Source organism: Vibrio sp. 10N.247.310.24 (assembly GCF_041467175.1).
Lineage (GTDB): Bacteria > Pseudomonadota > Gammaproteobacteria > Enterobacterales > Vibrionaceae > Vibrio > Vibrio tasmaniensis_A.
This window is the reverse complement of the sequence record NZ_JBFSUD010000011.1, coordinates 1-13,645: the sequence shown is the minus strand read 5'-3', so window position 1 is coordinate 13,645 and position 13,645 is coordinate 1. Positions and strand designations below refer to the sequence as shown.

Below are 13,645 nucleotides of genomic sequence, written 5' to 3'. Positions count from 1 at the left end.
ATTACGACTCCTTATTACTTGTTAGGTTTTTAGTATGAGCTGCTTGAATCGCAGAGATGACCGCTTGAGCTTTGCCGCGCGTTTCATCTGCTTCTGCTTGTGGGTCAGAGTCGAACACCACGCCCGCGCCCGCTTGTACTTGTGCTACGCCATCTTCAACGTAAGCAGAACGAATTACGATACAAGTATCTAAAGTGCCTTCACCGGTTAGGTAACCGACTGCACCACCGTAGCTACCACGACGCGTTTTTTCTACGTCACGGATAAGCTGCATTGCGCGGATTTTTGGTGCACCCGTTAGCGTACCCATGTTCATACAAGCTTGGTAAGCGTGTAGGGCATCTAAGTCTTCACGGAGCTGACCAACAACACGAGAAACCAAGTGCATTACATGGCTGTAGCGATCAACTTTCAGCAAGTCTGCTACGTGGCGAGTGCCAGCTTCTGCGATACGTGCTACATCGTTACGTGCTAGGTCGACCAGCATCATGTGTTCAGCGTTTTCTTTCTTGTCGGTACGCAGTTCAAGTTCAATGCGGCTATCTAGGTCGAAATCAATTTGACCATTCGGGCGCTTACCACGACGACGAGTACCAGCAATTGGGTAAATTTCGATTTGGTTGGTATCAGTTTCGTACTTCAGTGCACTTTCTGGAGAAGCACCAAACAGAGTAAACAGCTCGTCTTGCATGTAGAACATGTAAGGGCTTGGATTACTTTGCTTGAGTTCTTTGTAAGCCGCCAGTGGAGCAGGGCAAGGTAGCGTAAAGCGACGTGAAGGTACCACTTGGAATACATCGCCTTTAACGACGTATTCTTTTAAATCACGAACCGTTTGGCAGAAGTCTTCATCTGAAACGCTTGGTACAGCGTCAACATTGTCGAGCGGCGTAACTTCTGTGATGGCTTTCAATGACTGACATTGAGTCTGAATGTCGACTAGGCGGTCTGTTAATTGCGCTTTGATGCTTTCATCTTGAGCAAACAAGCTCGCGTGAAGCAGGCCTTCGTTTTCTTGGTGGTCGAAACGTAATAGTGTTTCAGCTACGTAGAAGACAAAGTCAGGACAATTGTTGGTTGCTTCAGCATCACCGAGTGGCTCAAAGTTTGCCACGATGTCGTAAGCGAATAGACCCGCCATGAATAGCGCGTGTTTGTTATCCACGTCTTGCTCAAAGCTGTGCTGAACCAAACGCAGTGCATCGAATGAAGACGCTTCTCTTAAACGTGAATCTTCGTCTAATTCGTTGCTTGGTTCGACAAAAGTCAGCGTCAATACGTTATCCGTAAGGTCAGATTTTATCTCTGTTTTAACGTTTTGAGCTAGGTGTTCGATTAGCGCTTGACCATTTTGAGTCAACGCTTGAAAGGTTACTTCATGTCCGCGACATACGATGCGAACAGCAGAGTCGATAAGGAGTAGGCTTGTCAGGTTCTGTTTAGATTCAATCTCAGCCGATTCCAACAGCAAACTGTCTGTTTTGTTTTCACACAGGGTATGAAAAACGCTGGTTGGATCTTGCGAGTAAGGAACGGAAGAATTGATGACCTCAATGGTTCCCAGCTTTTTGATTTCAATGGCCTTGTTCACAAGACCTCCTTTATGATTCTTTAAATTTCCTGCCGTACATAGTCGCATAAAGATACCTTTCACCCAATCTAGAATATGGTCAATTCGTTGATTTGTTAGTCAGTTGAATGTGAGATGTTCGACAAATTAAAAAGCCCGCTATGAAAGCGGGCTTAGTGATAACTTTTTTATAAACAAACTGTTTAATTAGAAGTACACGTTGGCCCACCAAGAACTTGTCCAAGTGCGCCACCAATTAAGCTCTGAACTTGCTTCTACTGAAGAAAGTTCTAAAACTTTATCTTTATGGTTTTGGTTAAATTCTTGTAACATAGTGAACCTATCAAATGTGATACTTCGTATTTGTGTACTAGTTAACTAGTTTTACTCTTGAAGGTCAAGTGCGTTGACACAAATATAACGATAAAAATTGAAAACAATGAAAAAGAATATATGAGAATTGATCTACATAGTCATACAACAGCCTCAGATGGCCGACTTACTCCACCTGAACTGATTGACCGAGCGCTAGGCTTTAACATCGAAGCGTTAGCGATTACAGATCATGATACGACTGATGGGCTTGCAGAAGCACGCAGCTATATTGCTGATAACAATCTTCCTATTCAGTTGATTAACGGCATCGAGATCTCAACCGTTTGGCAAAACAAAGATATCCATATTGTTGGGTTAAACGTCGATCCTGAATCACCAGAATTGAAAGCATTAATTGAACAACAAAAGCTTCATCGTATTGGGCGTGCTGAGATGATTGCTCAGCGACTCGAGAAAGCGACTCGTGAAGGTGTGTTAGAAGAGGTTAAGTTGATTGCAGGTGATGCACCAATTACTCGAGCACACTTTGCGAAATGGTTAGTCGACAATGGCTACGCGAAAACCATGCAGCAGGTGTTTAAAAAGTTTCTTACGCGCAACAATCCAGGTTATGTGCCGCCAACATGGTGCTCAATGAGTGATGCTGTCACGGCTATTCATGCGGCTGGTGGTCAAGCGGTATTAGCTCACCCTGCGCGATATGGCCTTACTGCCAAGTGGGTTAAACGCCTTCTCGCTGCATTTGTTGAAGCAAATGGTGACGCTATGGAAGTGGCTCAACCTCAGCAAGCACAACAAGAAAGACGCACACTTGCGGATTATGCTATACAATACAAACTATTAGCCTCCCAAGGCAGCGACTTCCATTACCCATCCCCATGGATGGAACTTGGACGTAATCTCTGGCTACCTTCTGGGGTCGAAGAAGTATGGAAAGATTGGGAGTTTCAAACGGTTTCACCATCTGAATAGTCTTTAGGTGAACCAGCTCCTTCTGATGATAGAGTCGAGAGATTCGATAACGAGGATCAACAATGAGCCAGTTTTTTTATGTACACCCAGATAACCCACAAGCACGCTTAATTACTCAAGCGGTTGCGATTATTCGCAATGGCGGCGTTGTGGTTTATCCAACAGATTCAGGTTATGCACTGGGTTGTCAGCTTGAGAATAAACAAGCACTCGAACGCATCTGTAAAATTCGTCGAATCGATGATAAGCACAATTTCACTTTGTTATGCCGTGATCTTTCTGAGTTGTCACTGTATGCACGAGTCGATAACGTGGCTTTCCGCCTGCTTAAGGCGCACACGCCAGGTGCTTACACGTTTATTTTCAAAGCAACAAAAGAAGTGCCAAAGCGTTTGATGAACGCTAAGCGTAAAACGATCGGTATTCGTGTACCGGACAACAAAATTGCCCTAGATCTTCTAGAAGCAATGGGCGAGCCATTGATGTCGACGTCTCTGATTCTTCCGGGTAACGAGACCACTGAATCGGATCCAGAAGAAATTCGCGACAGCCTAGAGCATGCGGTTGATGTCATTTTGAATGGCGGCTACTTAGGTGAACAACCAACCACGGTTATTGACTTCAGTGACGATGACGCCGTTGTTTTACGTCGTGGTGCCGGTGATCCAGCGCCGTTTGAATAATAGCGTTACTGATTAACAGTCTGTAACGAAACAGCAAACCTGCCACAGTAAATAACAAGTGCTTTTTGGCAGGTTATTTGCGATAATACGCGACCGCGATTTGGTCGCGAAAAATTCATTCGACGTCTGTGAAGACGACAATTAGGTAGAAAAGAGTAAATGAGCGAAAAATTACAGAAGGTTTTAGCGCGAGCTGGTCACGGTTCTCGTCGTGAACTAGAAGGTTTAATCAAATCTGGTCGTGTAAGTGTTAACGGTCAAGTTGCGAAATTGGGTGAGCGTCTTGAAGACGAGAACTCAGTGATCCGTATCGATGGCCACACTATTACAGGCAAAGCCTCTGAAGAAGTGGTTTGTCGTGTACTTGCTTACTACAAACCTGAAGGTGAGCTTTGTACTCGTCACGATCCTGAAGGTCGCCGTACTGTTTTCGATCGTCTACCTAAGATCCGTGGTTCTCGTTGGATTTCAGTTGGTCGTCTTGATGCAAACACATCAGGCCTACTGTTGTTCACAACCGATGGTGAACTAGCTAACCGCCTAATGCACCCAAGCCGTCAGGTTGAGCGTGAGTACCTAGTACGTGTATTTGGTGAAGTAACTGAGCAAAAAGTTAAGAACGTGACTCGTGGCGTTCAACTTGAAGATGGTATGGCTCGTTTCGAAGATGTGGTTTACGCTGGCGGTGAAGGTATGAACCATACTTTCTACGTAGCAATTAACGAAGGTCGTAACCGTGAGGTTCGTCGTCTTTGGGAATCACAAGAAACAACAGTAAGCCGTCTGAAACGTGTACGTTACGGTGATATCTACCTTGATAAGAAACTGCCTCGTGGCGGTTGGAAAGAGCTAGATCTTCAAGAAGTAAACTACTTGCGAGAGCTTGTTGAACTTCAGCCAGAAAAAGAGACACTGTTGGATCTTGATCCTGCAAACACTTCTCGTAAGCGTGAGCGTTCTCGTAGCCAAAAAATTCGTCGCGCTGTTAAGCGTCACGAAGAGCGTGCAAATGCTCCTAAAGGCCGTAGCAACCAGACTAAGCGTAAGAAGCCTGCAACTCGCGGTACTACAACACCTGATTCAGGCCGTAGTGCTCCAGCGACCAATGGCAAACCTCAGGCTACCAAAAAGCCTAAACTGAACAACGGACGCCCGGCTAAACCGGCTAAGCCAAGATCACGTAAGTAATTACGTGGATTCTGAAGCTTAATCCAACGTTTCGAATACAAAAAAACCTGCTAACTTAGCAGGTTTTTTTATGTCTTGAATATGGCGCAGTTCAAATCATGTGGGAGTGCTTGATCAGGTAGAAGTGCTTAGCCAACTCGGCTGACTCGCTACGATTGATATTAGGTCACTTTCAAATGATTAGAGAAATTGTCACCCTTCGCCATGCGGTCATACAGAATAACATTAACCGCAGCAGCAAGGTTCATGCAGCCATTAGTCGGAACGTAGATGGTTTCACGACAGAAGTCTGTGATCTCTTTTTTCAGAGTCCCATCTTCAGGGCCGAAGATATAAAAAGCACGAGGTGGGTGCTTATAATCAGGCAGAGGCTTAGCGCCTTCTATTAAATCAACTGCGATGGGCACGCAGCCAACAGGAATAATATCTTTAAGATCTTCAACACCAATCAAAGGCAACTCAAGATGCTTTTCTTTGGTGTCGGTATGAAATTGTCGAGCGTGGTCATAACGGGTGCCAGTATAAAATACAGAGTTTGCTCCGTAGCAACCAGCTGCTCGCATTACTGAGCCAACATTTTCAGGGGTTTTGGGATTTACTAATCCAACACAGGCATAGCCTTTGGATAGGGTATCTGTCTTTGCTTTGGTCATAATTTTGTAGAGTTGCAGTTTGGTAAAGTGATGAGGCTATGAAGTCGTAAGAAAACCAGCTCAGTACTCTGAGCTGGTTTAAGAAGAGCCTAGTCGCGTTTCCACAACATGTGACAGAACTTGTGTTCAGGGTCACGGCTGATCAGTAGACGAGCGAATACGTCATCTAAGACATCATCAGCTTCATTTACAAGACCAATGCGTACTTCAGCGTAGATCTCTTTGTCGACTTCAAAGCCAACATGTTCAACCCAATCGTCACCAGTTTCAACAAGTTCTGCAGCGCCACGATCTTCAAACTGAGCCGTGAATAAGATCACGTCTGCAGGTTCAAGGTTATCAGCAGCCATCTCTAGAAAGATGTCGTATGCAGTGTCAATTGCGTCGTCGTAAGACATTAGGTCGTTAGCTTCGGTCATAATAAATATCTTAGCTTGCGCGGTTCATGTATTTACGTTCAGCTGTGTTCACAACAACTTTGTCGCCAGTTGCAATGTACTCAGGAACTTGAACAGTAAGGCCTGTAGACAGACGAGCTGGCTTAGTACGAGCTGAAGCAGATGCACCTTTGATTGAAGGGTCTGTCTCTTCGATTACTAGCTCAACTGAAGTTGGTAGCTCAAGAGTCGCCGCAGTACCGTCGATAAGAATCGCGTACATACCTTGCGTATCTTCGTTGATGAACAGCAGTTCGTCTTCGATCATTTCACCGTTGAAGATGAATTGTGTGTAATCTTCGTTATCCATGAAGATGTACTCGTTGCCATCAACGTAAGAGAACATCACTGCACGCTTAGTTACGTCGATCGTTTCAACGATTTCGTCAGCCTTGTGACGAACTTCTGTTTTAACGCCAGTTGCTACATCGTGACCACGGAAGCGGTAAATCTTTTGACCGCCACGGCCACCTGGTGTTGTTACTTCGATATCTTTAACTAGTACTGTTTTGCCATCAACATTGATCGCAAAACCTTTTTTAATCTCACTTGCTCTAGGCATTTTGTGTTTGTCCTTATTGGGTCTATCCGGTGATTATATCTCGTAGATGCTATAAATAGGAATAGCTTGAATCATAAAGTCACCTAAGCGATCATAGAGAGACAGTTAAATCATTATTTTATTTACCGAAACGACCTATGCAGCTACCTGTTATTGACCCAACTCAGCCATTTCAACCTGAATTTCAACCTGTGGTTAACGATCTGATTACCTTTCTAAAAGGTGGGTTAGGTTCTAATCTGCACAGTGTCTATGTTTATGGCAGCGTGGCACGCAAACAAGCCGTTGTCGGTCGCTCGAATCTAGATGTGGTTGTGGTTACCCATCGTCCTTTCCCAGATCAACGAACCACGCTGCTGAATACCATCAAATGGCGCTTCCAAAAGAGCTTCCCTCAGGTCACTCAAGTGGCGATCAAAACCACCTTGGTGAGCGAGATAGTTGATTTCGACAATATCTTTACCTGGGGCTTCATGCTTAAGCATTTAGCTGTGTGTGTGCATGGTGAAGATTTATCAGACTGCTATGGCGATTTCGAAACGAGTTGGGAAATTGCCAAACACTGGAATATGGACGCGGAGAATTGGTTAGCGGTTTATCGTAATAAGATTGCCCGAGCAACAACGCCAGAACAACAAGTCGCCGCGCAGGTGATTATTGCCAAGAAGCTTCTGCGAGCCAGTTACTCTTTGATTATGTACCGAGATAAGAACTGGTTCGATGCGCCTATGGAGTGCGGTCAACAGTTCTTGAGATATCATCCAGAGAAAGAAGTTGAGATTCAAAGGTTGGGTATATTGCTGTCTGGGCGAGCGATTCCAAAACGTTCAGTGATAGGAATTCTTGATGGTTTTGGTGAATGGCTGGTTAAGCAGTATCAGAAAACTGAGTTTCGAATCGGGTAGAGCTTCGTAAGCTATCCATTGATATGAAAAAGCAGAGCGAGTTAAGCACTCCTCTGTTATTTTCGTTTTTATGTCTGGCTCGAGCTTTAATAGATATCTCGAGTCTCATGTCGCTTCGAAAAGAGAATTCAATCTAGAACAGACCTAGCTGCTGCCCGCTAACTCTTTCAAAATCCAATCCTATAAACGGCAAAATTGCTTCTGCGACCGGTTTAATCTGCTTGTCGATGTAATGTTGATAATCGATACCGCTCTTCAAATACTCCTTGGGCTCAGGGCCACTCAGCGTAATCAAATATTCAATACGTCCTTTGTTTTGGTATTGAAGTGGGCGACCGAGCTGAGCATTGATCTCATCGGCTAATCTTGCTGCGCGAACCTGTGGCGGAATGTTCTTCTGGTATTCATGCAATTTACGGCGCAAGCGCTTTTGATAAACCAGTAGGTCATCGTGTTTGCCTGCGGATGTTTCATCGACAAACTGTCTAACATAATCACTTGGATCTTGGTCGTGAAAGACCATCTCATACAAGGTTTGTTGGAACTGTTGTGCGAGAGGCGTCCAATCGGTTCGTGCACTTTCAAGGCCTTTAAAAATGATCTTCTCTTGGTCACCTTGATTGATTAAGCCTGCATAACGTTTCTTCGATCCTGTCTCAGAGCCCCGAATTGTCGGCATTAGAAACTTGCGATAGTGAGTTTCGTATTCCAATTCAAGTATCGAGGTGAGGTTGTAGACCTCTTTCAGGTGATTCGTCCACCAGTCGTTGATGTAAGCCACAAGAGAGTGACCAATCTCGTCTGCTTGTTCTTGCTCAAAACTGCCATTAAGAGACACGAAAGTTGAATCGGTATCTCCGTAAATTACTTGATACCCTTTATCTTCGATCAGAACCTTGGTTTGCTTCATGATCTCATGACCACGCATGGTGATCGATGACGCCAATCGAGTATCAAAGAAACGACAACCAGAAGAACCCAGCACACCATAGAAAGAGTTCATGATGATCTTAATCGCCTGAGAAAAAGCTTTCTCGTTATTTTTCTTTGCGACATCACGCGCTGCCCAGAGATTTTCGATCATCTCTGGTAGAAAGTGCTTAGAGCGGTGGAATTGACCGCCACGAAACCCAGCCACTGCTTGGTCTTCTTCAGAGCCTAACTCTAACTTTAGTCCTTCAATTAACCCCATCGGGTCAATTAAGAAAGAACGAATGATCGATGGGTAAAGGCTCTTAAAATCGAGTACCAACACAGAGTCATAAAGGTTGGGAATCGAATCCATCACATAACCACCGGGGCTAGCGATCCAGTTCTCAGGCTCTAAGTTCGGCGCGACGTAACCCGCTCGGTGTATCTGAGGCATGTATAAGTTAGTAAAAGCAGCGACAGAGCCGCCAACGCGATCAAGTTCAACACCAGTTAAGCGAGAACGTTCAATAGCAAAATCGAGTAGGTGAGTGTGTTCGAAGATTCGGTTTACTAGCACACAGTCTTGAAGGTTGTACTTGGCAAGTGAAGGTTTATCGAACTTAAACATTCGATTGATTTCATCCATGCGGTCATGAACATTATGAATGTCTTTGCCTTCGCCCAGTAACTCTTGTGACACCGATTCAAGAGACCATGACCTGAAATGGTAGGTTGCTGTTTTAAGCGTATCGATACCATCTAAGACCACGCGACCAGGAATGGTAATGAATCCCTGCTGGTTTTGTGCGGAGCTGCGAAAGAAGCTCGGTTGATTGTCGCGACCAATACTGAGTTTCACTTCGTTCCATTCTGAACGTTTGTGCAGCAGCCTAAAGTCGAAATCAATGACATTCCAACCGATGATGATGTCTGGGTCAAACTCAGAGAACCACGCAATCATAGCTTCAAGCAGCGCTTTCTCGTTAGCAACCCATTGGATATTGGTGTCTGCTTCTTGTGGATCGCCAATCATGATCACTCGGCTATCCATTGGACTGTCTAGGCCGATGGAATAAAGCACACCTTTTTCCGAACACTCAATATCAAGCGAAACCACAGACAAGTTTGGCAAGTAATCGCCAGCTCGGCATTTTGCGTTCGATACTCTGCGATGCTGTCTTTTTGGAGTGATAGTGCCTGTGAATTCGATACTGCCCTTGATAAAGCGTTCCATCAGATATCGATCGGCGAGTCGAATATCGCTTTCAAAGATCTGAATTTCTTCGCTGTGAAAGGCTTGCGCTAAACCAAAGCTACTTCTCGACAGAGAGGTGTAACATGCGGCGAGAGGTGTTTGGTCAAATGTTGCTAGCTCCAAAGGCTTTAACTGGCAATTGATAGACTCTTTCGCTGCGATAGCCTGACATGCTTCAACATCAGTTTGCGCGACAAAAAATACAGGCTTTTCATTTTGAATAGTCAGTAGCGTAGGGCCTTGAGGGGTGCTTAACCACAAGTCGATTTGTGTGCGCCCTGAAAAGTCTCTTGCTTGTCTTGTGAGTACAAAGCCTTGCTGAATATCCAATGTAGTAACCTATTGAAATTGGGAATCGAATACTACCACCTAGCGACCCTCAGCGCATAACAGGCAGCAAAAATACTAACTAAATTCTAGTTAACAGAGGCAAATAACGGGACTCTATAAGCAAATAAGTGAAATTGTCGCGAATGGCTATTCAATGGTATTGAAAATATCTTTATCTTGTGTAATTTTATTGGGTGTTGTTTTAACTGGTTGATTTTTAGAAAAAGCTTGTTGTTTTAGTTTGCTTATTTGTTAATAAGTACTTGCTAAAGTTCGTGTTTCAGCACATATTCAACAGAGCTTTTTTTTAGTAATTAAGTTAAGATATACTCAATGCTGCGATTCACTGTTCCTTTGTTCAATTGTTTCAAACAGATGAAATGACACAGTGGTTGCAGAGCCAATTAATAGTGTGGAGATACAAGTTTGATAAATGTTTTCCTTGTAGATGATCACGAGCTGGTTCGCACAGGGATACGACGTATTATTGAAGACGTCCGTGGAATGAACGTAGCAGGGGAAGCTGAAAGCGGTGAAGATGCTGCAAAATGGTGTCGTACTAACAATACTGACGTTATTTTGATGGATATGAATATGCCTGGTATTGGTGGCTTAGAAGCAACCAAGAAAATCTTGCGTTTCAACCCTGATGTTAAAATCATCGTTTTAACTGTTCATACGGAAAATCCGTTTCCAACTAAAGTGATGCAAGCTGGAGCTGCTGGTTACCTTACTAAAGGGGCAGGTCCGGATGAAATGGTAAATGCAATTCGAGTGGTTAATAGTGGCCAACGATACATTTCGCCAGAAATTGCGCAGCAGATGGCTTTGAGCCAATTCTCGCCTGCGTCTGAAAATCCATTCGCAGACTTATCTGAACGTGAACTTCAAATCATGATGATGATTACCAAAGGTCAGAAAGTGACGGATATTTCAGAACAACTCAATCTAAGTCCTAAAACAGTCAACAGTTACCGCTACCGCTTGTTCAGTAAGCTGGATATCAGTGGCGATGTAGAGCTGACGCATTTAGCGATTAGACATGGAATGTTAGACACTGAGACCCTTTAACACTGAGATCGTATAGTGACCAACTTGTTTGACTCAGTCTCATTCCTCAAGACAGTAACAGAGCAGCCCGGCGTTTATCGAATGTATAACGCCGAGGCTGTTGTTATTTACGTCGGTAAAGCTAAGAACCTCAAAAAACGCCTTTCCAGTTATTTCCGTAAAAAAGTCGACAGTGAAAAAACACGCGCTTTAGTCAGCAATATTGACAAGATCGATGTCACTGTAACGCACACGGAAACAGAAGCGCTCATCCTTGAGCATAACTACATCAAGCAGTACTTGCCTAAATACAACGTACTTTTGCGTGATGATAAGTCGTACCCTTATATTTTTATTAGCGGTCACAAGCATCCTCGCTTGTCGATGCATCGTGGTGCTAAAAAGAAAAAGGGCGAATACTTTGGTCCTTACCCTGATTCCGGCGCTGTGCGTGAGACGTTGCACCTACTACAAAAAATCTTTCCTGCTCGCCAGTGTGAAGATACGGTTTATGCCAACAGAACGCGCCCGTGTTTGATGTATCAGATTGGCCGTTGTGCTGCGCCATGTGTCAGCTCAATCATCTCTGATGAAGAGTACAGTGAACTTATCGACTACGTTCGTCTGTTCTTGCAAGGGAAGGACAAGTTAGTCCTTGAGACGCTCATCGAAAAGATGGACACAGCAAGCCGAGAGCTTCGCTTTGAGCAAGCTGCCGCGTTCCGTGACCAAATCCAAGCGATTCGACGCGTGCAAGAACAACAATATGTATCCGACGATTCAATGGAAGATATGGACGTGTTGGGCTTTGCTCAAGAGAATGGCGTAGCGTGTATTCATATCTTGATGATTCGCCAAGGCAAGGTTTTAGGCAGTAGAAGCCATTTCCCTAAAATTCCCAACAATACGGTGCGAGAAGAGGTTTTTTCGAGCTTTTTAAGCCAATACTATCTTGCGCATAATGAAGCGAGAACCATCCCAACTCGTTTGATTCTCAATGCCGATTTGATGGAAGATGTCACTCCGATTCAAGAAGCCTTGTGTGAAGTGGCGGGTCGTAAGATTCACTTTAATACCAACCCTTCAGGTACTCGAGGTCGTTACCTTAAACTGTCGAATACCAATGCATTGACGGCTATTACCACCAAGATTAATCACAAGATGACCATCAACCAGCGCTTTAAAGAGCTTCAAGAAGTGTTGTCGATGGATGCGATTAAACGAATGGAATGTTTCGATATCAGTCATACCATGGGTGAAAGCACAATTGCGTCTTGTGTGGTGTTCAATCAAGAAGGGCCGGTTAAACCCGAATACCGTCGTTACAACATCACCGGGATTACTGGTGGTGATGACTATGCGGCCATGGCTCAGGCTCTTGAGAGGCGTTACTCGAAGCAACTTGATGTCGATAAAATTCCAGACATCATTTTTATCGACGGTGGTAAAGGTCAGCTCAACCGCGCTCATGAGATCATTTCTCAATATTGGGGTGATTGGCCATTTCGACCAAGAATGATGGGTATAGCCAAAGGGGTTACGCGTAAACCGGGTTTAGAAACCTTGGTGACTCTTGAAGGCGAAGAGTTCAATTTACCCAGTGATGCGCCAGCGTTGCACCTTATCCAGCACATTCGTGATGAAAGCCATAATCACGCGATAGCAGGGCACAGAGCGAAACGAGGTAAAACTCGCCGAACCAGTGCTTTGGAAGGCATTGAAGGGGTAGGGCCGAAACGTCGTCAATCTTTGTTGAAATATATGGGTGGCTTACAAGAACTTAAGCGTGCAACTGTCGAAGAAATAGCCAAAGTGCCGGGCATTAGTCATTCTTTGGCAGAAAACATTTATCAAGCATTGAAACAATAGTAAAAATCCCGCACCATTAAAGCGCAATTGATAAGAGCCTAATAATATGCGTTTGAATATACCTAACATTTTGTCCTTACTGAGACTATTTTTAATCCCAGTATTCGTTGTTGTTTTTTACCTACCTTATGAATGGGCTCCTTTTGCTGCTGCAATGGTGTTTTGGGTAGCGGGTTTTACTGACTGGCTAGATGGCATGCTGGCTCGTAAACTAGGACAAACGTCTCGCTTTGGTGCCTTTATTGACCCCGTGGCGGATAAAGTGCTCGTTGCTACTGCTCTTATCTTAGTTACCGAGCACTATCACTCGATCTGGGTGACTATTCCCGCGGTGACCATGATTGGTCGTGAAATTATCATCTCGGCGCTGCGTGAATGGATGGCTGAAATCGGCAAACGTGCAAGCGTTGCGGTATCTTGGGTTGGTAAAGTGAAAACCGTTTCTCAGATGTTCGCTCTTTGGGTACTTATCTGGCGATACGACGACTGGATGGTGTGGGTAGGTTACATTGCGCTCTATGTTGCAACCGTTCTTACCTACTGGTCAATGGCGCAATACTTGATGGCTGCCAAAGACGATTTGTTAGACGAAAAACATCATTGATGAAGAAGCGAGCTGAGGCTCGCTTTTTTGATCTTTAACCTAAGGTTAAGTTATCAATAGTGGATATCTAATGTGATATAGATCGCCTTTGAATAGCCTGTCCACAAAGTGCTTTGCACACAAAGTCAGCCATTTAGCCTGTTTCGTATAAAATCTATTCAAACGAATTAAAAATACAAAAATAATATTGACTCAAACGCTCGAATCCGTAGAATGCATCCCGTACCCAAGAGGATGGCAATAAGCGATTCGATTGGAGTTATTAAGGCGCCTTGGCAGAGTGGCTATGCAGCGGATTGCAAATCCGTGGACCTCGGTT

The 13,645-nt window shown here is 44.4% G+C and carries 13 protein-coding genes and 1 other annotated feature; of the genes, 7 read left to right on the top strand and 6 right to left on the bottom strand.

Translation table 11 applies throughout. The annotated features are described in order from the left end of the window. Window position 1: 1 nt before the first annotated feature. On the bottom strand, window positions 2–1,591 hold the full coding sequence (locus AB6E08_RS05310; RefSeq protein WP_372063436.1) for an anthranilate synthase component 1: 1,590 nt from the start codon (window positions 1,589–1,591) through the stop codon (window positions 2–4). Window positions 1,592–1,716: 125 nt separating this feature from the next. Continuing rightward, window positions 1,717–1,831, bottom strand: a sequence feature (Trp leader region). Then, complete coding sequence (locus AB6E08_RS05305) at window positions 1,778–1,903, bottom strand: trp operon leader peptide (protein ID WP_009848753.1); 126 nt, start codon at window positions 1,901–1,903, stop codon at window positions 1,778–1,780. It overlaps the preceding feature by 54 nt. Before the next feature lie 120 nt (window positions 1,904–2,023). Here AB6E08_RS05305 and rnm point away from each other — a divergent pair, with 120 nt between their 5' ends. The 3 genes from rnm to rluB all read left to right on the top strand — a co-directional run bounded on the left by rnm (window position 2,024) and on the right by rluB (window position 4,749). Next, window positions 2,024–2,878 (top strand): RNase RNM, encoded by an 855-nt coding sequence (gene rnm, locus AB6E08_RS05300; RefSeq protein WP_286293102.1) that lies wholly within the window; start codon window positions 2,024–2,026, stop codon window positions 2,876–2,878. A gap of 62 nt (window positions 2,879–2,940) precedes the next feature. Further along, window positions 2,941–3,561 carry an L-threonylcarbamoyladenylate synthase gene (locus AB6E08_RS05295; RefSeq protein ID WP_009848751.1) on the top strand — a complete coding sequence of 207 codons (621 nt, stop codon included), beginning with the start codon at window positions 2,941–2,943 and terminating at the stop codon, window positions 3,559–3,561. A gap of 159 nt (window positions 3,562–3,720) precedes the next feature. Then, window positions 3,721–4,749 carry a 23S rRNA pseudouridine(2605) synthase RluB gene (gene rluB, locus AB6E08_RS05290; protein ID WP_004729784.1) on the top strand — a complete coding sequence of 343 codons (1,029 nt, stop codon included), beginning with the start codon at window positions 3,721–3,723 and terminating at the stop codon, window positions 4,747–4,749. Between the two features lie 161 nt (window positions 4,750–4,910). Here the strand turns inward: rluB and AB6E08_RS05285 are convergent, their stop codons facing one another. The 3 genes from AB6E08_RS05285 to yeiP all read right to left on the bottom strand — a co-directional run bounded on the left by AB6E08_RS05285 (window position 4,911) and on the right by yeiP (window position 6,401). Continuing rightward, on the bottom strand, window positions 4,911–5,402 hold the full coding sequence (locus AB6E08_RS05285; RefSeq protein WP_004729783.1) for an RNA methyltransferase: 492 nt from the start codon (window positions 5,400–5,402) through the stop codon (window positions 4,911–4,913). An 89-nt stretch (window positions 5,403–5,491) separates the two neighbouring features. Continuing rightward, the gene (locus AB6E08_RS05280) at window positions 5,492–5,821 is read right to left on the bottom strand and encodes an HI1450 family dsDNA-mimic protein (RefSeq protein WP_012604336.1); all 330 of its coding nucleotides are present in this window, start codon (window positions 5,819–5,821) and stop codon (window positions 5,492–5,494) included. A 10-nt stretch (window positions 5,822–5,831) separates the two neighbouring features. Beyond that, window positions 5,832–6,401, bottom strand: coding sequence for an elongation factor P-like protein YeiP (gene yeiP, locus AB6E08_RS05275; protein ID WP_009848748.1), 570 nt, complete (start codon window positions 6,399–6,401; stop codon window positions 5,832–5,834). Window positions 6,402–6,538: 137 nt separating this feature from the next. Between yeiP and AB6E08_RS05270 the strand changes: the two genes are divergently transcribed. Continuing rightward, a complete protein-coding gene (locus AB6E08_RS05270) occupies window positions 6,539–7,306 on the top strand; it encodes a nucleotidyltransferase (protein WP_065111105.1) in 768 nt (255 codons plus the stop codon). Window positions 7,307–7,439: 133 nt separating this feature from the next. Here the strand turns inward: AB6E08_RS05270 and AB6E08_RS05265 are convergent, their stop codons facing one another. Then, window positions 7,440–9,803 (bottom strand): DNA polymerase II, encoded by a 2,364-nt coding sequence (locus AB6E08_RS05265; protein WP_372063432.1) that lies wholly within the window; start codon window positions 9,801–9,803, stop codon window positions 7,440–7,442. 426 nt (window positions 9,804–10,229) lie between these two features. Between AB6E08_RS05265 and uvrY the strand changes: the two genes are divergently transcribed. From uvrY to pgsA, 3 genes are read left to right on the top strand one after another with little or no spacing between them, the layout of a single operon-like run. Further along, entirely contained in the window at window positions 10,230–10,874 is a 645-nt protein-coding gene (gene uvrY / locus AB6E08_RS05260; RefSeq protein WP_004729778.1) for a UvrY/SirA/GacA family response regulator transcription factor, read from the top strand. Between the two features lie 15 nt (window positions 10,875–10,889). After that, window positions 10,890–12,722: an excinuclease ABC subunit UvrC gene (uvrC, locus tag AB6E08_RS05255; RefSeq protein ID WP_029225627.1), complete on the top strand. Its 1,833-nt coding sequence runs from the start codon at window positions 10,890–10,892 to the stop codon at window positions 12,720–12,722. A gap of 46 nt (window positions 12,723–12,768) precedes the next feature. Beyond that, entirely contained in the window at window positions 12,769–13,326 is a 558-nt protein-coding gene (gene pgsA / locus AB6E08_RS05250) for a CDP-diacylglycerol--glycerol-3-phosphate 3-phosphatidyltransferase (protein WP_012604331.1), read from the top strand. Window positions 13,327–13,645: the final 319 nt, after the last annotated feature.